Genomic DNA, 17,927 nt, shown 5'->3' with positions numbered 1-17,927 from the left:
GAGGAGTCGAGAACCACACATAATACAATCTAATCCCTTTTGAATTTCAAGAGGGATTTTTTTTGGGCATGCCCCAACTTCCACTGCGTTACAGCTGGGTCGGGCTGTACGTTGCAATCTTTTATTCCGCTACGCTGCATAAAAGGATTTCCACTGCCATCCCTCATGCGAGTGGAAAACCAACACTTTTTTAAATACGAGGATATAAAAACATAAATAATTAATGTGCTGGATTTTCAATAAGCTTCTCAAAAAGCAATCCACCTTTGTACATGCCTTTTAAAACAGGGTGAATGTCTTTTCCTAATTGTGTCAAACTGTATTCAACTCGAAGAGGAACTTCTGGAAAAACAGTGCGAATGATTAAACTATCACTTTCCAACTCCTTAAGTTGTTTGGACATCATGCGCTCATTTATATCGGGCATCAGTTTTACCAGTTCGCCATACCTTTTATCTCCTTGAAATAGATATAAAATTATTGTGCCTTTTCTTTTTCCTTTAATTGAATTTATGAAAGTATCTATAGGACAATAACTTTTTTTCATTTTTTTTGGGTTTAAAAAGGCTGTAGAAACGCAAATCAGAACAAAATGTTCGTAGGTGCATACTTTGTATGCTGTTGTTTGCGACTGTTTTTTAATCGAACTTTGTTATAAAAGTAATACAATCATTTAAAAAACAACTATGAATTCAATAGCAACATATAAAGCATTTAGAGTAGAAGAGCAAGAAGAAAAGTTTGTTTCAATAATAAAAGAAATGCCTTTTGAGCCTCTTGGCCAAGACGAATTATTGTCAAAGTACACTATAACTCCTTGAATTACAAAGACGCTTTGTCGGCAAGCGGAAATAAAGGAGTCACAAGAAATTATCCGCATATGCCAGGAATTGATGTAGTGGGTGTAATTGTGACTTCAAATTCTGCCAAGTTCAAAGTAGATGAAAAGGTAATTGTAACGAGTTATGACCTTGGAATGAATACCAATGGAGGTTTTGCCGAATATATAAAAGTACCAGCAGATTGGGCTGTCCAATTGCCCGAAAACTTATCAATGAAAGAGGCTATGATTATTGGTACAGCTGGATTAACGGCTGGAATGTCTGTTTACAGACTGAGTGAAATGGTTAAACCTGCTGATGGAACTATTGTCGTTTCGGGTGCAAGTGGTGGTGTAGGTTCATTAAGCATTGCGATTTTGAAAAAGCTAGGATATCAAGTTGCTGCAATAACCGGCAAGGAATCAGAAACTGATTATTTAAAAAGGCTGGGCGCAGATTCGATTATTGCACGAAAAGATTTTGAAGAATTAGACAAGAAACCACTTTTAAAACCTTCTTTTGCTGGAGCAATAGACACAGTAGGAGGAGTTATACTTGAAAACATTATAAAATCGGTTCTTCCAATGGGAGTGATTACCTGCTGCGGAAATGTCGCTTCTCCAAAACTAGATCTTACTGTTTTCCCTTTTATTCTAAGAGGGATTGCACTTATAGGCATCGATTCTCAAAATTACCCAATGTCATATAGAGAGCAGGTGTGGAATAAATTAGCAAAGGAATGGAAAACGGATGCTTTCGCAGCAACTTGTAATGAAGTTACATTGAATGAATTAAATGAAAAAATAAAATTAATGCTCGAAGGTAAATTAAAAGGTAGGACAGTAGTAAAAATACAGTAGTAAATTCTACCAAGGTTAGTCCGAGGCAAATAAAAAAATCCCTTTTGAATACTTTTCAAAAGGGATTTTTGATATAATATAGTTTGACTTAGAAACCGTAGTTTACACCAATTCCAAAAAGTTCTTTTACTTGAACACCTTTTATGGAGTTATCATCATAAATAGCCTGTAGAGCAACATTTGCCGAAAGGTATTTGTTGATTTTCATCACGACATTCATTTGGTAATCAACATCAACATTTTGAGGATTGTCTAAATAATTAGAATATAAGTTTAATCTGTTTTCAACAGAAACATTACTCATAACAACAAACTTATAATAAGCTGATATGCTTGCTCCAAATTCAAATCGAGAATTATCACCTTGTAAAACTCCAAATGAAGGTCCGAATTCAGTAAAATGGCTGTGAACAAAAATTGCTTTTGCAGCAGCTGGAGCAAAGTTAACACTTAAATTATCACTTTTTTTCCATAACATACCTGGACCTACTTGGAAGTAAGCAGGTGAGAAAAAGTGTGAAATACGCACATTGTCTTTGTCTAAACCAGTATCCAGTTGACTCTTGAAATTGAAATAAGCGGAGTAATACCAGTTTCCTGACGCTTTTTTACCCCAAAGTGAATTCAACTCAATTCGGTCATCTGTTTTTGCTGTTTGATCATCTCCTTTTATTTTACTTAAACCATAAGCAAGTATGAATTTGTTATCCCAAACAACATCATCTTTTTTATAGTTAAAATCATAGTTTATTCCGAAATTCCCAGCCACATTAGATGTACCACCACCAAGCCATTGTTTATTGTATGATGATTGATTGAATAATAAGGAGATGTTTCCTTTTTTAGTCCAAAGTTTTGTAGAATCTTTTACAACTTCCTGCGCATTTACAGTTGTTAATGCAAAAATAAATAGGAATGTAAGTAGTAATTTTTTCATAAATATTGTTTTAAAAAGACAAAGGTAATTAAAATAATGAGAATACGTAATAGTATAATCTTCTGAATTTAAGTTGTTTGTGTTTTTTTTGTATCTTATTTCTATTTCTTTATTTTGTTAAATTTATAGAAAAAATATGTTATTTTTATACCTCTTTTGCTTTTTTGTATAATACTGATAATTAGTAGTGTATCTTGTTAAATAACGGTTTTTATTGATTTAGTTTTACACTTTTGATACAATTAAAAATAGCTATAAAAAGTTTATTTTTTAGAGTTAGAAACTGGCAATTATTTTTTTAGATGAACTGCGAATATTCTCGACTAGATGCATTAAAATATTTTATTCACGTTGTTAATAAACTAAATAACGCAAATTTGGCGAAAAAAGTATTGCTCTCTCTTCGCCAAATTTGCGTTATAAATTGGTAACTATTTTATTTTTTAGCCGTTTTATATAAAGGCACTGCTGAACATGCTTCGCCATACATAATGCTTCTTGCAAATGGTTGCAAGTTTTGTGCAGCTAAAACATAAGCACGCATAGGAACGGGTTTTTTAGAACAACCTTTAATAATAACGGGTTTGTCTTGGTAAACAGTATAATCTATCTTGGCAAGAATTTCCTCGTATAAGGCAGCGTCTAAATCTTCAAGGATACCGTTTACAATTTTTTTTGCAAAGGGCGCTACTTGAATCGTTACGAGTATTGAAGCCCAAGCTGGAACAATAGCATCTGTACTGCAATTAATTGCTACATAATGGTCTTTGTATTGTGTCCAATCATGATTTTTAAGGTGTTCTCTAAAATCTTTTTCTTTCAATAAGAACCCCTCTAATAACCATTGCGAAATATCAATTTGTGTTCGTATACCTTTTGGATAATAATCCTCAAGATCAAAAACCTCAAGAACACTACTCGCTACTTTATTTATTATTTCTTCCATCTGTTTTTGTTTAAGGTTTAAGGTTTAAGGTTGCTAGTTTGATTTTGTCACAATCAATTTGAAACCTTAAACTTGAAACTCTTTTACAACATTCCTAGTTCTAGTTTTGCTTCTTCACTCATTAAATCTTTACTCCATGGTGGGTCAAATGTAATTTCTACTTCAGCATCTTTTACGTGTTCAATAGATCTTACTTTGTCTTCAACTTCTTTTGGCAAACTCTCAGCAACTGGGCAGTTAGGAGAAGTAAGTGTCATTAATATTTTTACTTCGTAATCAGTATTTACCATTACGTCATAGATTAATCCTAATTCATATATATCAACTGGAATTTCAGGATCGTAAATTGTTTTTAATTTTTTTACAATTGCTTCTCCTAATTCATTTGTATCTATCTCTTGTTCCATTTTTATTCTTTTATTTATTATTTCTGTTGTTGAGCCATAAAGGTTCACTTAAACTATTTGTTATTTTTTAGCATTAAATGCTAAAGCATACATTTTAATGTTTTTTATCATGGAAACTAATCCATTTGCGCGAGTTGGAGATAAATGTTCCTTAAGTCCTATTTCATCAATAAAATTCATATCGGCTGCAATGATGTCTTCAGCTTTTTGATTTGAAAATACCCGAATCAAAATCGCGATGATTCCTTTAGTTAATATTGCATCGCTATCAGCTGTAAAAACAACCATGCCGTCGTTTTGCTCACCTTGTAGCCACACTTTAGACTGACACCCTTTGATTAAATTTTCTTCTGATTTGAACTCTTCTTTTATTAATGGCAAGTTTTTTCCAAGGTCAATGATGTATTCATAACGTTGCATCCAATCATCAAACATGGAAAATTCATCTACTATTTCTTCTTGTATGTCTTTAATCTTCATTGTCTTGTTTTACAAATGAGTTTATTTTATTTACTAACGTCTTTATTTCATAAGGAGGAAAACCATGATCAAAGCTAGGGGCTTCATAAGCAGTTCCTTTATAGGTAATTGTCAATTTGGCTATAGCCGCACCATCATAAAAACGCTTTTCTGTTGGTGATTTTAAATCTTTAATTTCATCCAAATTCACTTCTTGAAAGATGGCGATTAGTTCTTTCCAATCTGCATCAGTTATTTTTGTTGGAACTATTTTATCATTTCCACTACGCTCTTTAGAAACAGAAACCATTTGTTTCTCAATAGTTACTTTTTGATAATATCCTCTTGTATTAGCAACATACTCGATTACAGCAGTATTGATATCTTGATTTTTATTGTTATCGCAACCTTTTCCAAGGAATAATGTCAAGAATAGTAAAGAAAATAGTTTCATATTGATAGTTTTAAGATAGCATCATTTGTGCTTTTTTCAAGGCTGCAACCATAGCATCAATTTCCTCTGTTGTGTTATAAAAAGAAAAGGAAGCACGGATTGTTCCTGGAATATTAAAATAATTCATAATTGGTTGCGCACAGTGGTGACCTGTTCTAACCGCTATTCCTAATTTGTCAATTATCGTACCAATGTCATATGGATGAATTCCTTCAATATTAAACGAAATCACTGATGTTTTTTCGGCTGCGGTTCCTATAATTCGTAAACCTTCAATTTCTAGCAAACGCTTAGTACCGTATTCTAATAATTTAAGTTCTTGATCTTGAATATTTTCAAAACCTACACTGTTCATGTAATCTATTGCCGTTCCTAATACAATACCGCCTGCAATATTAGGCGTTCCCGCTTCAAATTTATGAGGTAGTTCAGCATAAGTAGTTTTTTCGAAAGTGACTTCTTTAATCATTTCGCCACCACCTTGATAAGGAGGTAATTTGTTTAACCAAGCTTCTTTTCCGTATAAAATACCTGTTCCCGTAGGACCACACATTTTATGTCCTGAAAAAACATAGAAATCACAATCTAGTGCTTGCACATCAGGTTTAATATGAGGCACCGCTTGTGCGCCATCAATTAAAATAGCAGCACCCACTTCATGTGCTTTGTCAATCATATATTTTATAGGATTAACCGTCCCTAAAGCATTCGAAATGTGATTAACAGTGACGATTTTAGTTTTATCTGACAATAATTTGTCATATTCTGCTATTATCAATTCGCCTTTCTCATTCATCGGAATCACTTTTAAGACCGCTCCAGTTTTCTCACATAACATTTGCCAAGGCACTATGTTACTGTGATGTTCTAATGCTGATACTAAAACTTCGTCACCAGTTTTTAAGATAGAAGCAAATCCATTTGCGATTAAATTAATACCAAAAGTGGTTCCTGAAGTAAAAAGTACTTCGTGCGAAAATTGGGCATTGATATGATTTTGCACTTTACCCCGCGAGATTTCATAAGCATCAGTAGCTAACTGACTCAAAGTATGTACTCCGCGATGGATGTTAGCATTTATTTCTTGATAATATTTTGATATAGCATCAATAACCACTTGTGGCTTTTGAGAGGTTGCTCCGTTATCGAAATATACTAATGGTTTTCCGTTTACTTTTTCAGAAAGAATAGGGAAATCGGCTCTTATTTTTTGAATGTCTAGCATAATTATTTAGAAAAATTCTACATACAAAAGTACTAAATATAAACCACTATGAAATTACGATATCCAAGTTTTTAATAGATTCTTAACTATGGTTTAGTATCAAAACAGTTATAAAGTTAAATGCAACTTTATTTATGTACCTTAAATGTTTTTAATAAATTGCATTAAAATAACTCCTTATGAAAAAATTCTTAAAGCTTGTTGGTATTGCCTTACTTATAGGTGTTTTTTATATCGGCTTCACGACCTATCCTAAACTGGATTTAATCTCGGGCTTTTCAGCCAAAAGTATAGCGTCTGGACATTTTATTGATGGCCGTTCACAGGAAATGATCGAAAAAGGAGACAACGATATCAAGCTGATTGATTTAGCTAAAAACAAAATAAATGAAGCTGGTAAGTTTGCAACGGCATCTGTTTATGGGTTGAAAGAACGTAAAGCCATTTATCGTGAGGGTTTAGGAGCTACGTTGATTGACGAGGGTTTTGATAGTAGTACCCCTTATGAAATTCCTAAACGAAATAAATCTAGAAATAATTTGGCATTTCCTTATGGGGATAAGGAGCAAAAAGACACGGTTTTTTCGAATGTGGATTATGCTAAATTAAATTCGGCTGTGACCAATGCTTTTGACACCGAAGGAAATGTCGCTAAGCGCACAAGATCCTTACTAGTTATTTATAAAGACAAAATTATCGCTGAGAAATACGATACAGGTTTTAATAAGGAAAGTAAAATTCTAGGTTGGTCAATGACTAAAAGTATTACCGCGACTGTATTTGGGATTCTACAGCATCAAGGAAAATATACTATTAATGCACCAGCTCCTATCCCAGAATGGAAAAATGACGATCGTAAGATTATCACAACGAGTGATTTGCTACACATGAATTCAGGCTTGGCATGGGAGGAAGATTATACAGCTATTAGCGATGCGACAAAAATGTTGTTTCTATCACGCAATATGGGTCGCATTCAGTTAGAAAAGAAAGTTGCCTACAAACCTAATACCCATTGGAACTATTCCTCAGGAACGACTAATTTACTGTCTTATATTTTGAGAAATCAATTTAAGACGCATCAAGAATATTTAGATTTTTGGTATTCGGCGTTGATTGATAAAATTGGAATGAAATCGATGGTTGTAGAAACGGACATGGCAGGAAATTTCATTGGCTCGTCTTATGCATGGGCAACCACGCGCGACTGGGGGAAATTTGGTTTACTGTATTTACACGAAGGAAACTGGAATGGCGACCAATTATTCGATAAAAGCTGGGCCAAATATGTAGCGACACCTACCAATGGATCCAAAGGTGATTATGGGGCACATTTCTGGCTAAATGCTGGAGGAAGATATCCTGATGCACCTAAGGATTTATACTCTGCCAATGGTTTTCAAGGACAAAAGGTATTTATCATTCCGTCACAGGATTTGGTGATTGTACGAATGGGTTTAACCGAAGATGCTAAGTTTGACGTCAACGGTATGCTGAAAGGGATTTTGGGGAGTTTTAAGAAGTAAATTATGATAAACGAAAATTATCCATTGATGGAGGCTTTGAAGAAGTATAAAGCAAATTTTAATGTATTGCTGTTTATTTGTTTACCAACTAACACTAATTTTGGTAATTTAAATCTAATTTGGATGCAAATTGTTGTTAGAATCGAAAATTGCAATAGTGAAATTATAAATATTTATGATGATTTTTATAATTCGAAAAAGGAATTAGTGTTAAGCGGAACAGTCGATTTAAGTCTTGATATAGGTTATAAAGAAATAATGAAAATTGAACAGCTTTTTTATTGGTTAAGAAAGACGTCGGATGAATTAATATCTTTGATTTTCATATTGAGTTATTTTAAAGAAAATACTAGATATCCGCTGAAGATTAAAGTGAGTTCAATTGGCGAGTTTCTTAATAAGGAAAAATGTTTTGATGGGGAATTTGATAAGTTTAAAAGTATTTTACTAACATTGAATGAAATTTCTAATGGATATAAACATTCCTTCATTAATGCTCAGCTTAATTCTTATCGTGGTTCTGCATATCCAGTTGCTTTTGCATATTTAATGAAGTACAATGATTCAAAAAATTCTCCAGAATTTAGTTCGATTGATTTGAAAGTATTTTTAAAGGAGTATGATGATTTTTTAAAATTTACTAAAAAGTATATTGAGCTAATGTGTGTGAATGAATAATATTTTTTAGCCCAGATAGCAGTGAAAATCCTTTTGGGAAGGCGTTTTTTAGCCTTGCCAAAAGATTGTAACGGATAGCTGGAAATAGCTCCAAAAAAAATTAACCCTTTCTAAGTTAAAACTCGGAAAGGGTTAATTATTTTAGGTCTTTGATTATTACAAATCAAATCCAATTTTCACACCTAATTTACTTGCAATAAGTTTCGTGATGCGTTGTTTCAATTCTGGTATTTTAATGCTTTCGATTACTTTGTTTGTAAAGGCATACATCAACAATGCTTTAGCTTCTTTTTGAGGGATTCCGCGTTGTTGCATGTAGAACATTGCTGTTTCATCAAGTTGGCCAATTGTACAACCGTGCGAACATTTTACGTCATCAGCAAAAATTTCTAATTGCGGTTTGGCATTAATCGTTGCTTTGTCGCTTAATAGAATGTTATTGCTTTTTTGGAAGGCATTTGTTTTTTGCGCTTCTCTCTCAACATATATTTTTCCGTTAAAAACACCCGTTGATTTATCAGAGAAAATCCCTTTGTAATCTTGGTGACTTTCGCAGTTAGGCGTAGCATGTTGCACTAGTGTGTAATGGTCTACGTGTTGCTTTTCGCCAATAATTGTGATTCCGTTCAAGTAGCTTACAATATGCTCTCCAAAGTGGTAGAAGTTCAAATTGTTTCTAGTTAGGTTTCCACCAAAACTAAATGTATTTACCGCTACACTGCTGTCTTGTTGTTGCGACACATACGTATTGTCAACTAAATTAGCAGTATCGTTATCGTTTTGAATTTTGTAAAAATCTACGATTGCGTGTTTTTCGGCAAAGATTTCAGTTACTGAGTTTGTCAATACTGGATTTTCGCTTAAACTTTGGTGACGCTCAATAATTTGTACTTGCGCATTTTCATGTACAATAATCAAATTACGTGGTTGTACCATTAAAGCAGCTTCGTTTCCTGTAGAGAAATACATGATTTCGATAGGCTTGTCTGCAACTTTACTTTTTGGGATATTGATATAAGCACCTTCGTTTGCAAAAGCAGTATTTAAAGAGGTTAAACTCTCGTCTTTGTTTGCAATTTTATTGAAGTAAGTATCGATAACCGATTTGTATTTTGGCTTTGTAAGGGCAGATGCCATCAAACAAACGTCAATAGCTTCGTGCGTAGTTTCAGATAGGTGGGAACTAAATACACCATCAATAAATACCACTTTGTACGTATCAACTTCATGTAGAAAATACTTCTTAACATCCGAGTATTGGATGTTACTTTCTGTTTTAGGAAATACGGTAAAGTCATTTTTTAAAATGGCATTTAACGATGTGTATTTCCACGCTTCTTCTTTTTTGGTTGGGAAACCTTTATTTTCAAAGTTTTTTAAGGCTGCTGTACGAACATCATGAAGTTCAGAGTGAACATCGATGCGCTCTTCAAAAGCCATAAAAGACGAGATTAATTTTTCTTTCAATTCCATTGTTTTTTCTTGTTTAAAGTTTAAGGTTTAAGGTTTAAAGTTGTTAGTAGGAACTTTAAACTTTAGACTTTAAACAAATTTTATGCTTCTTGTTCTTGTTTAATCCAGTCGTATCCTTTTTCTTCTAGCTCGTGTGCTAATTCAGGTCCACCTGATTTTACAATTTTACCATCGTATAATACGTGTACAAAATCTGGAATGATATAATCTAGTAAACGTTGGTAATGCGTGATTACTAACACTGCATTTTTATCGCTTTTCAATTTGTTTACACCGTTTGCAACAATACGTAAAGCATCAATATCTAGTCCTGAATCTGTTTCATCAAGGATTGCGATTTTTGGCTCTAGCATTGCCATTTGGAAAATTTCGTTACGTTTTTTCTCTCCACCAGAGAATCCTTCGTTAAGAGAACGAGACAAAAACTTGCGGTCGATTTCTAATAATTCAGATTTTTCACGAATCAATTTCAACATTTCGTTTGCAGGCATTTCGTCTTGCCCTTTCGCCTTACGAGTTTCGTTGATTGCTGTTCTCATGAAGTTAGTAACTGATACTCCAGGGATTTCAACAGGATATTGAAAAGAAAGGAAAACGCCTTTATGTGCTCTTTCTTCAGGAGCTAATTCAGAAAGGTCTTCACCATCTAAGAATATCTCACCATCAGTAACATCATAATTTTCGTTTCCAGCCACTATAGCTGATAAAGTACTTTTTCCTGCACCGTTAGGTCCCATAATCGCGTGCACTTCTCCCGCTTTTATTTCAAGATTAATTCCTTTTAATATTTCTTTGTCGCCTATTGAAGCGTGTAAATTTTTAATTGATAACATAATTAATTTGGAAATTAGATAATTTGGAAATTTGGAAAATCCAAGTTTATTTTTGTTTAGATGTAATTATTATTTTGTTTACTACTCGTGAAATTGCATTCACTTGGTCTAGTAATTGATCTACATTTGGATAGTCTTTTGAATATTTACATAACTCTAACCAGTAGATTGTCTCTTCTATTTCTTTAGCCGAAATTTTAAATTTGTGTATAAAATCTGCTTTACTTTCTGCATTTTGAGCCTCTCGAATATTTGCACCAATGGAAGTTCTGGATTTTAGTAATTGATTTGCAATTACAAATTTTCTGTTTTCCTGTAAAGTATCACAATAGCTTATAATTTCTAATGCAAACTTAAATGTCAGGGTAACAATTATATTTTCCTTATTCTCCATCTTCAAATTTTCAAATTAACTCATTTGCAAATTTTCTAACCTACAGAACCCTCTAAAGATATTTCCAATAGTTTTTGTGCTTCAACAGCAAACTCCATTGGTAATTTATTTAAAACTTCTTTACTAAAACCGTTTACGATAAGAGCAATTGCTTTTTCAGTTGGAATTCCACGTTGGTTGCAATAGAAAACTTGGTCTTCACCAATTTTACTAGTTGTAGCTTCGTGTTCAATCTTAGCTGAAGGGTTTTTGCTTTCGATATAAGGAAAAGTATGAGCACCACAGTTATTACCCATTAACAACGAATCACATTGTGAAAAGTTACGAGCATTTTCTGCATTTGGCGAGATACGTACCAGACCTCTATAGCTATTTTGTGATCTACCTGCCGAGATTCCTTTTGAAATAATAGTCGATTTAGTATTTTTACCTAAATGGATCATTTTAGTTCCAGTATCTGCTTGTTGGAAATTATTAGTAACCGCGATCGAATAAAATTCACCTACTGAGTTGTCTCCTTTTAAGATAACCGAAGGATATTTCCACGTAACTGCAGATCCTGTTTCAACTTGTGTCCAAGAAATTTTTGCGTTGTTTTCACAAATTCCTCTCTTAGTTACAAAATTGAAAACACCACCTTTTCCTTCTTTATTACCTGGGTACCAGTTTTGTACTGTCGAATATTTAATTTCGGCATCTTCAAGTGCGATTAATTCCACAACTGCAGCGTGCAATTGATTTTCATCACGGCTTGGTGCAGTACATCCTTCAAGGTAACTTACATAACTTCCTGTATCTGCAACAAGTAACGTTCTTTCAAACTGTCCTGTTCCTGCTTGATTGATACGGAAATAAGTAGATAATTCCATTGGGCAACGTACGCCTTTAGGGATATAACAGAAAGAGCCATCAGAGAAAACAGCTGAATTTAATGCAGCATAAAAGTTGTCTTTTTGAGGGACAACAGTTCCTAGGTATTTACGAACTAATTCTGGGTGCTCTTTAATAGCTTCAGAAATACTCATGAATATGATTCCTTTTTCTCCTAATGTTTTCTTGAATGTTGTAGCTACCGAAACCGAGTCAACTACGATATCCATGGCTACATTATTCATCATTTTTTGCTCGTCAACAGAGATTCCTAACTTTTTATACATTTCTAAAAGCTCAGGATCTACATCGTCTAATGTTTTATTAGGATCCACTGCTTTTGGTGCTGAATAGTAAGATATCGCTTGAAAATCAGGCTTTTCATAGTGAACATTTGCCCATTCTGGTTCAATCATCGTTTCCCATGCGCGAAATGCTTCAATACGCCAGTCAGTCATCCATTGTGGCTCGCCTTTTTTGTGTGAAATAGCACGAACTATATCTTCATTTAAACCAATAGGAAACGTTTCCGATTCTAGCTCAGTGTAAAATCCGTATTCGTATTCTTTGTTTTCGAGTTCGATTTTTAAATCGTCTTCAGTGTATTTGCTCATTCTTATTTATAGATTTAAAGGTCTAGCAACTCATAAAATGAAAGACTAACCTTTATTATAATAATCTTGTATAATTGTAATCTTCTTATAAAAAGCACTCAAATCTTGCGACATGAGTGCATTTGATTATCTGGTTATAAAGAGAAACTCTCTCCACATCCGCAAGTTCTCGTTGCGTTAGGGTTGTTAAAAACAAATCCTTTTCCGTTAATTCCGCCAGAAAATTCTAAAATTGTTCCGGCTAAATATAGGAAAGACTTTTTCTCAACAGCGATTGTTATGTCGTTGTCTATGAAAATCTTATCTTCTTCGTTTTTGGTTTTGTCAAATTTCAAATCATAAGACAAACCAGAACATCCACCACTTTTCACACCTACTCTTACATAGTCTGTAGCAGCGTCAAAACCGTCCTCTGTCATCAAATCGACGATTTTCTTTTTGGCAGTATCAGAAACCTTTATCATTGTTATATTGATTTTGTCTAAATTAACCACAAAGATACTATATAAAAACCTTTTTCCATAATTGATAACATTTTTATAACTAATAGCAAAATAGAAAATACTTATTATAACCGTTTCGATTAAATAACATATATTTAACGATTTTTAACTTACAAATAATTAACTAACATTAACTTTAACCATTTATGGAAGATTTTTTACCTAAAAAAATGACTTACAATTTAGATTTTAAAGGAAAAGGAGGCGACTTTTTCGGAATTGTAATTATCAACTGGCTTTTAACGATTGTTACTCTTGGTATTTACTACCCTTGGGCGAAAGCCAAAACACTGCAATTTATTTTTGGACAAACTACGCTAAACGAAGATTCTTTTGCTTTTCACGGAACTGGAAAAGAAATGTTCAAAGGATTTATTAAGGCAATTGGATTATTTTTCTGTTTGGCTTTAATTATGGGAGTTTTATTTTATCTACAAATGCCAATACTAGGGGGAGTATTTTTCTATTTAGGAATTATCGCTATTTTGCCTGTAGCTATTCATGGCTCTTATCGTTATAGGATGTCTAGAACTTCCTGGAGAGGGATCCGTTTTGGATATAGAGGCGATAGAAAAGAATTTACGTTGCTTTTCTTTAAATGGATTTTCTTCACTATAATCACATTTGGAATTTATGGTTCTTGGCTAAAAATAAATCTTCGTAACTACGTATTGAGTAATGTTCGTTTTGGAGATGCTGAGTTAAATTATGATGGAGATGGAAGAGATTATTTTTTCCTTAATTTTAAAGGTTATTTTTTAAGCGTAATCACACTTGGAATTTATATGTTTTGGTGGCAAAAAGATGTTTTTAATTATTATATCGACAATCTATCTCTTTATAAGGACGATAAGAAAATTACCTTTACGTCTACTGCAACAGGTGGTGATTTTGTAGGATTGGTTGTGATTAATTTATTAATAATCATTTTTACTCTAGGATTTGGGTATGCATGGGTAGTTACACGTACAATCAAATTTATCTTTGATCATATCAAGTTAGAGGGAAATATTGACTTAGATACTTTGCAACAAACTGAAGCTAATTTTAAAGATGCTACAGGTGATGATATTAGTGATTTCTTAGATATTGATTTTATAGTATAAGTTATGAATCATCAAGCCGAAGCAATTTTATACGATGGAAAATCATCTGTCCCTCAAAATATCACCATTTTTTTGAACAAACACAAACACAGTTTTACATTTGAAACTGCTACAGTTTATAAAAACGAATGGTTTATTAAAGAGGTGGTTTTTGAAACTCTTGATACTGGTTTGCAAATGCAGCATCAAGGTGATGATGCTATAGAAATTATAAAAATTGCGGATGCTGCTTTTATCAATCATATTAAGCTTTTTAGAAAAGAAAATGGTCACGAGAACTGGTACGAGCATTTAATCAATTTGGGTATTAAAATGCACATGGTTTTAGCGCTTTTAATTTTTGTACTAATTGGTCTAACTTATGTATATGTTATTCCGTGGTTTGGAGAGAAGTCAGTAGCTATAATTCCTGAGAGTTATGATGACAAATTAGGTAGTAGTTTTGTAGAGCAGAGTTTGCTTTTTTCAGAGGTAGATTCGGCTAAGACAAAATCCCTTAATGCTTTCGCAAAAGAGTTGCAGCTTAACAATACAAAACCACTGAATTTTATCTATGTCAATGAAGATGTAGTTAACGCATTTGCTCTGCCCAATGGTACTATTGTTGTCTACTCAGGTATAGTAGATAAAATGAAAGATTATGATGAGCTTGTTGCGCTTTTGGGTCATGAATCAGCACATGTCAATAACAGGCATGCCATGAAAATGTTGTGTCGCAACTTATCTGGATATATTTTTATATCGGCTATTTTAGGAGATGCAAATGGAGTGATGGCAATCATTGGTGACAATGTTAATAGCTTACAGTCGCTTTCTTTTTCTCGAAAATTTGAAGAAGAAGCAGATGTGGAAGGTTTGAAAATTGTAATTAATAATCATGTGAACCCAAAAGGGATGTCCACACTTTTTAGCCGATTAAAATCTAAAGAAGGTTTATCTATTCCCGCCTTTTTAAGCTCACACCCTGTTACTGATGAGCGTATTCAATACATAGAGAAATTAAACAGAAACAAAGATTATAAAATACAAGAAAATGAAAAACTAACTACATTATTTCAAGAATTAAAGAAATAATAGGTTGCTTTTTTTAGTTTTAGCCACAGTTAGTCGTTATAAAAAACGGGTAGATGTGGCTTTTTTAGTTTTAGATAAAAGTTAAAATGAGTGAGCATTTCACTAGAATCGGTTATATTTGATTATTAATGTCTCTAAAAAAACAAACAATGAAATTATATCCTATCGAAACCGGAAATTTTAAATTAGACGGAGGAGCAATGTTTGGCGTGGTGCCAAAAACGATTTGGAATCGTACCAATCCTGCTGATGCTAATAACTTAATTGATATTGCTGCTCGTTGCTTACTAATCGAAGATGGAAACAGACTAATCTTGATTGACACCGGAATGGGAGACAAGCAATCTGAAAAATTCTTTGGATATTATTCTCTTTGGGGTTCGCATTCTATGGATAAATCATTAGCAAAACATGGCTTTAGTCGTGATGATGTGACCGATGTTTTTATGACACACCTGCATTTTGACCACTGCGGTGGAAGTGCAAAATGGAATAAAGATAAAACAGGATACGAAGTAGCTTTTAAAAATGCTAAATTTTGGTCGAATGAAAGTCACTGGGAATGGGCGACAAAACCTAATCCTAGAGAGAAGGCTTCTTTTTTATCAGAGAATATTTTACCCATGCAAGAGAGCGGACAATTGAATTTTATAAAGAGACCTGATGGTGATTTTCTTGATAAGTCAGAATTAGATTTTGGAATCTTTTTTGTCGATGGTCACACCGAAAAACAAATGATTCCACACATTCAATACAAGGACAAAACAATCGTTTTTTGTGCTGATTTATTGGCTACAGCCGGACATATTCCTATTCCTTATGTAATGGGATACGATACAAGACCACTGTTGACAATGCCTGAGAAAACAAAATTTTTAGATACTGCGGCGACTAATAATTACTATTTATTTTTAGAACATGATGCTCATAACGAAATCATAACTGTGCAGCACACCGAAAAAGGGGTGCGATTAAAGGATGTGTACACTTGCGAACAAATCTTAACTTAGTGTTAATCCTTCCGTTTTTTGTAACAAAATCCATTATTTTAGACCAATATATTAAACTCATTAAATTTTACACATGAATACTATTAAACCTATTTGTATTTCTGCCTTTGCCGTTTTGGTTTTGGCAGGATGCGGAGCTCAAAAACAAGTTTCAAGTTTTACCTCTTTAATACCTATAACTGCGCCTCTAAATGTAAAAAAAGTAGCTGCAATTAAAGAAGCGGATTTACAACGCTGGAGTCATTTAGACATTATAAACGACACTATTCCAGGAATGAGTGTAGATAGAGCTTACGCAGAATTATTAAAAGATAAAAAAGGAGTTCCTGTTATTGTGGGAATTGTAGATTCAGGTGTAGACATCGAGCATGAAGATTTAAAAGATGTGTTGTGGACTAATACTAAAGAAATCGCTGGAAACGGAATCGATGATGACAAAAACGGTTACGTTGATGATATTCATGGTTGGAATTTCCTTGGAGACATCACAAAAGAAAACTTAGAATACGAGCGAATTATTAAAAATAAAGACCTTGTTGATGAAGTAACTTATCAAGCTGCAAAAAAACTGAATGATGATAAAATTGCTGAAGCTAAAGTGGGTAAAGCAAGGTATGACGAAATGCTTGCATCAATAACTAAGGCTGATGAAATAATAGTTAAAGAATTAGGAAAGCCTGTTTATACTGCTGAAGAGTTAAAAGCAATAGAATCTAAAGATGCTGCTGTAATGGAAAGCAAAGTGACTATGTTAAGAGCTTTTTCATTTGGGCTTCCTGTTGCTGATTTAAAAAAAGCAGTTGAAGGAGAACTTACTGGAATGACAGCGTTACTCAGTGGAGATAATTTAAAACAAGATTATAGAAAAGTTTTAGGGGACAATCCAGATGATATGACGGATGTAAAATATGGTAACAATAATGTAATGGGTCCAGATAAAGAAGAAATTCTTCATGGTACTCACGTTGCAGGTATCGTTGCTCAAGTTAGAGGTAACAACCTTGGAGGTGACGGAATCGCAAATAATGTTCAAATTTTAACTGTTCGTGCCGTTCCTGATGGTGATGAATACGATAAAGACATTGCGTTAGGTATTCGTTATGCTGTAGATAACGGAGCTAAAGTAATTAATGGAAGTTTTGGAAAAAGCTTTTCTCCTCACAAACAATGGGTATACGACGCAATTAAATACGCTGAGAAAAAAGATGTATTGATTGTTCATGCCGCTGGTAATGACGGGAAAGATATTGATAGTTATGATAATTTCCCTAACGATTCTGATGACAAGAAAACAGAATTTGCTGATAACATGATTACTATTGGAGCATTAAACTTTGAGTATGGTGATAAAGTAGTAGCTCGTTTCTCAAACTTTGGAAAAACAAATGTAGATGTATTTGCTCCTGGAGTAAAAATATATGCAACAACACCTAACAACACCTACAAGTATTTACAAGGTACATCAATGGCTTCGCCTAACGTGGCTGGAGTTGCAGCGATTATTCGTTCGTATTACCCTAAGCTTACAGCTTCACAAGTTAAACATATTTTAATGGACTCGGGTGTTGCAATTGCTACTGATGTTGTCGTGGGTGGAAACCCAAAAGACAGCCGTTCATTTACAACATTATCACAATCAGGTAAAATTGTAAATGCTTACAACGCTATTTTAATGGCAGACAAGATGTCTAAAAAATAATAATCAAGAGTATTAATCAAATGGAAGGGCAGCAACTG

At 33.5% G+C, this 17,927-nt stretch carries 20 protein-coding genes; 8 read left to right on the top strand and 12 right to left on the bottom strand.

Annotated features, from left to right (window positions below; translation table 11 throughout):
• Positions 1-220: 220 nt before the first annotated feature.
• Positions 221-547, bottom strand: coding sequence for a winged helix-turn-helix transcriptional regulator (locus tag HNP99_RS03610; RefSeq protein ID WP_173851388.1), 327 nt, complete (start codon positions 545-547; stop codon positions 221-223).
• Between the two features lie 139 nt (positions 548-686).
• Here HNP99_RS03610 and HNP99_RS17760 point away from each other — a divergent pair, with 139 nt between their 5' ends.
• Positions 687-821, top strand: coding sequence for a hypothetical protein (locus HNP99_RS17760; protein ID WP_256434521.1), 135 nt, complete (start codon positions 687-689; stop codon positions 819-821).
• On the top strand, positions 818-1,681 hold the full coding sequence (locus tag HNP99_RS03605) for a YhdH/YhfP family quinone oxidoreductase (RefSeq protein WP_254596815.1): 864 nt from the start codon (positions 818-820) through the stop codon (positions 1,679-1,681). Before HNP99_RS17760 ends, HNP99_RS03605 begins: the two co-directional genes overlap by 4 nt.
• An 88-nt stretch (positions 1,682-1,769) precedes the next feature.
• Here HNP99_RS03605 and HNP99_RS03600 read toward each other — a convergent pair whose 3' ends face one another.
• The 6 genes from HNP99_RS03600 to HNP99_RS03575 all read right to left on the bottom strand — a co-directional run bounded on the left by HNP99_RS03600 (position 1,770) and on the right by HNP99_RS03575 (position 6,109).
• The gene (locus HNP99_RS03600) at positions 1,770-2,618 is read right to left on the bottom strand and encodes a DUF3078 domain-containing protein (protein ID WP_173851386.1); all 849 of its coding nucleotides are present in this window, start codon (positions 2,616-2,618) and stop codon (positions 1,770-1,772) included.
• A 436-nt stretch (positions 2,619-3,054) separates the two neighbouring features.
• The gene (locus HNP99_RS03595) at positions 3,055-3,564 is read right to left on the bottom strand and encodes a DUF2480 family protein (RefSeq protein WP_173851384.1); all 510 of its coding nucleotides are present in this window, start codon (positions 3,562-3,564) and stop codon (positions 3,055-3,057) included.
• An 83-nt stretch (positions 3,565-3,647) separates the two neighbouring features.
• A complete protein-coding gene (locus HNP99_RS03590) occupies positions 3,648-3,971 on the bottom strand; it encodes an SUF system Fe-S cluster assembly protein (protein ID WP_173851382.1) in 324 nt (107 codons plus the stop codon).
• Positions 3,972-4,031: 60 nt separating this feature from the next.
• A complete protein-coding gene (locus HNP99_RS03585) occupies positions 4,032-4,451 on the bottom strand; it encodes a SufE family protein (RefSeq protein WP_173851380.1) in 420 nt (139 codons plus the stop codon).
• Positions 4,441-4,884 carry a hypothetical protein gene (locus HNP99_RS03580; RefSeq protein ID WP_173851378.1) on the bottom strand — a complete coding sequence of 148 codons (444 nt, stop codon included), beginning with the start codon at positions 4,882-4,884 and terminating at the stop codon, positions 4,441-4,443. The genes HNP99_RS03585 and HNP99_RS03580 overlap by 11 nt, the downstream gene beginning before the upstream one ends.
• A gap of 10 nt (positions 4,885-4,894) precedes the next feature.
• Positions 4,895-6,109, bottom strand: coding sequence for an aminotransferase class V-fold PLP-dependent enzyme (locus HNP99_RS03575; RefSeq protein WP_173851376.1), 1,215 nt, complete (start codon positions 6,107-6,109; stop codon positions 4,895-4,897).
• A 179-nt stretch (positions 6,110-6,288) separates the two neighbouring features.
• Between HNP99_RS03575 and HNP99_RS03570 the strand changes: the two genes are divergently transcribed.
• Both HNP99_RS03570 and HNP99_RS03565 read left to right on the top strand, forming a co-directional pair.
• Positions 6,289-7,635 (top strand): serine hydrolase domain-containing protein, encoded by a 1,347-nt coding sequence (locus HNP99_RS03570; RefSeq protein WP_173851374.1) that lies wholly within the window; start codon positions 6,289-6,291, stop codon positions 7,633-7,635.
• A 3-nt stretch (positions 7,636-7,638) separates the two neighbouring features.
• Positions 7,639-8,313, top strand: coding sequence for a hypothetical protein (locus HNP99_RS03565; RefSeq protein ID WP_173851372.1), 675 nt, complete (start codon positions 7,639-7,641; stop codon positions 8,311-8,313).
• 156 nt (positions 8,314-8,469) lie between these two features.
• Here the strand turns inward: HNP99_RS03565 and sufD are convergent, their stop codons facing one another.
• The 5 genes from sufD to HNP99_RS03540 form a co-directional block, all read right to left on the bottom strand.
• On the bottom strand, positions 8,470-9,786 hold the full coding sequence (gene sufD, locus HNP99_RS03560) for a Fe-S cluster assembly protein SufD (protein WP_173851370.1): 1,317 nt from the start codon (positions 9,784-9,786) through the stop codon (positions 8,470-8,472).
• A gap of 80 nt (positions 9,787-9,866) precedes the next feature.
• On the bottom strand, positions 9,867-10,619 hold the full coding sequence (gene sufC, locus HNP99_RS03555) for a Fe-S cluster assembly ATPase SufC (protein WP_173851368.1): 753 nt from the start codon (positions 10,617-10,619) through the stop codon (positions 9,867-9,869).
• A gap of 46 nt (positions 10,620-10,665) precedes the next feature.
• The gene (locus HNP99_RS03550) at positions 10,666-11,013 is read right to left on the bottom strand and encodes a four helix bundle protein (protein WP_173851366.1); all 348 of its coding nucleotides are present in this window, start codon (positions 11,011-11,013) and stop codon (positions 10,666-10,668) included.
• 35 nt (positions 11,014-11,048) lie between these two features.
• Positions 11,049-12,497, bottom strand: coding sequence for a Fe-S cluster assembly protein SufB (sufB, locus tag HNP99_RS03545; RefSeq protein WP_173851364.1), 1,449 nt, complete (start codon positions 12,495-12,497; stop codon positions 11,049-11,051).
• 134 nt (positions 12,498-12,631) lie between these two features.
• Positions 12,632-12,961: a HesB/IscA family protein gene (locus HNP99_RS03540; protein ID WP_173851362.1), complete on the bottom strand. Its 330-nt coding sequence runs from the start codon at positions 12,959-12,961 to the stop codon at positions 12,632-12,634.
• 185 nt (positions 12,962-13,146) lie between these two features.
• On the opposite strand from HNP99_RS03540, the gene HNP99_RS03535 reads away from it, so the two are divergent.
• From HNP99_RS03535 to HNP99_RS03520, 4 genes are all read left to right on the top strand, one after another.
• Positions 13,147-14,106, top strand: coding sequence for a YjgN family protein (locus HNP99_RS03535; RefSeq protein WP_173851360.1), 960 nt, complete (start codon positions 13,147-13,149; stop codon positions 14,104-14,106).
• A 3-nt stretch (positions 14,107-14,109) separates the two neighbouring features.
• The gene (locus HNP99_RS03530) at positions 14,110-15,180 is read left to right on the top strand and encodes a M48 family metallopeptidase (protein WP_173851358.1); all 1,071 of its coding nucleotides are present in this window, start codon (positions 14,110-14,112) and stop codon (positions 15,178-15,180) included.
• A 149-nt stretch (positions 15,181-15,329) separates the two neighbouring features.
• Entirely contained in the window at positions 15,330-16,190 is an 861-nt protein-coding gene (locus HNP99_RS03525; protein ID WP_173851356.1) for an MBL fold metallo-hydrolase, read from the top strand.
• 73 nt (positions 16,191-16,263) lie between these two features.
• Positions 16,264-17,889: a S8 family peptidase gene (locus tag HNP99_RS03520; RefSeq protein WP_173851354.1), complete on the top strand. Its 1,626-nt coding sequence runs from the start codon at positions 16,264-16,266 to the stop codon at positions 17,887-17,889.
• Positions 17,890-17,927 lie beyond the last annotated feature (38 nt).

Origin of the sequence: Flavobacterium gelidicaeli (assembly GCF_013294005.1) — a bacterium.
Taxonomy (GTDB): Bacteria; Bacteroidota; Bacteroidia; order Flavobacteriales; family Flavobacteriaceae; genus Flavobacterium.
This window is presented reverse-complemented; position numbering and strand designations above follow the sequence as displayed.

What these genes read in the sequence shown, in the direction of transcription:
- HNP99_RS03580 (WP_173851378.1), bottom strand. Translation starts at nt 4,884, where the DNA reads ATGAAACTATTTTCTTTACTATTCTTGACATTATTCCTTGGAAAAGGT.
- HNP99_RS03570 (WP_173851374.1), top strand. Translation starts at nt 6,289, where the DNA reads ATGAAAAAATTCTTAAAGCTTGTTGGTATTGCCTTACTTATAGGTGTT.
- HNP99_RS03600 (WP_173851386.1), bottom strand. Translation starts at nt 2,618, where the DNA reads ATGAAAAAATTACTACTTACATTCCTATTTATTTTTGCATTAACAACT.
- HNP99_RS03525 (WP_173851356.1), top strand. Translation starts at nt 15,330, where the DNA reads ATGAAATTATATCCTATCGAAACCGGAAATTTTAAATTAGACGGAGGA.
- sufD (WP_173851370.1), bottom strand. Translation starts at nt 9,786, where the DNA reads ATGGAATTGAAAGAAAAATTAATCTCGTCTTTTATGGCTTTTGAAGAG.
- HNP99_RS03535 (WP_173851360.1), top strand. Translation starts at nt 13,147, where the DNA reads ATGGAAGATTTTTTACCTAAAAAAATGACTTACAATTTAGATTTTAAA.
- HNP99_RS03595 (WP_173851384.1), bottom strand. Translation starts at nt 3,564, where the DNA reads ATGGAAGAAATAATAAATAAAGTAGCGAGTAGTGTTCTTGAGGTTTTT.
- HNP99_RS03540 (WP_173851362.1), bottom strand. Translation starts at nt 12,961, where the DNA reads ATGATAAAGGTTTCTGATACTGCCAAAAAGAAAATCGTCGATTTGATG.
- HNP99_RS03610 (WP_173851388.1), bottom strand. Translation starts at nt 547, where the DNA reads ATGAAAAAAAGTTATTGTCCTATAGATACTTTCATAAATTCAATTAAA.
- HNP99_RS03530 (WP_173851358.1), top strand. Translation starts at nt 14,110, where the DNA reads ATGAATCATCAAGCCGAAGCAATTTTATACGATGGAAAATCATCTGTC.
- sufC (WP_173851368.1), bottom strand. Translation starts at nt 10,619, where the DNA reads ATGTTATCAATTAAAAATTTACACGCTTCAATAGGCGACAAAGAAATA.
- HNP99_RS03590 (WP_173851382.1), bottom strand. Translation starts at nt 3,971, where the DNA reads ATGGAACAAGAGATAGATACAAATGAATTAGGAGAAGCAATTGTAAAA.
- sufB (WP_173851364.1), bottom strand. Translation starts at nt 12,497, where the DNA reads ATGAGCAAATACACTGAAGACGATTTAAAAATCGAACTCGAAAACAAA.
- HNP99_RS03550 (WP_173851366.1), bottom strand. Translation starts at nt 11,013, where the DNA reads ATGGAGAATAAGGAAAATATAATTGTTACCCTGACATTTAAGTTTGCA.
- HNP99_RS03565 (WP_173851372.1), top strand. Translation starts at nt 7,639, where the DNA reads ATGATAAACGAAAATTATCCATTGATGGAGGCTTTGAAGAAGTATAAA.
- HNP99_RS03585 (WP_173851380.1), bottom strand. Translation starts at nt 4,451, where the DNA reads ATGAAGATTAAAGACATACAAGAAGAAATAGTAGATGAATTTTCCATG.
- HNP99_RS03520 (WP_173851354.1), top strand. Translation starts at nt 16,264, where the DNA reads ATGAATACTATTAAACCTATTTGTATTTCTGCCTTTGCCGTTTTGGTT.
- HNP99_RS17760 (WP_256434521.1), top strand. Translation starts at nt 687, where the DNA reads ATGAATTCAATAGCAACATATAAAGCATTTAGAGTAGAAGAGCAAGAA.
- HNP99_RS03575 (WP_173851376.1), bottom strand. Translation starts at nt 6,109, where the DNA reads ATGCTAGACATTCAAAAAATAAGAGCCGATTTCCCTATTCTTTCTGAA.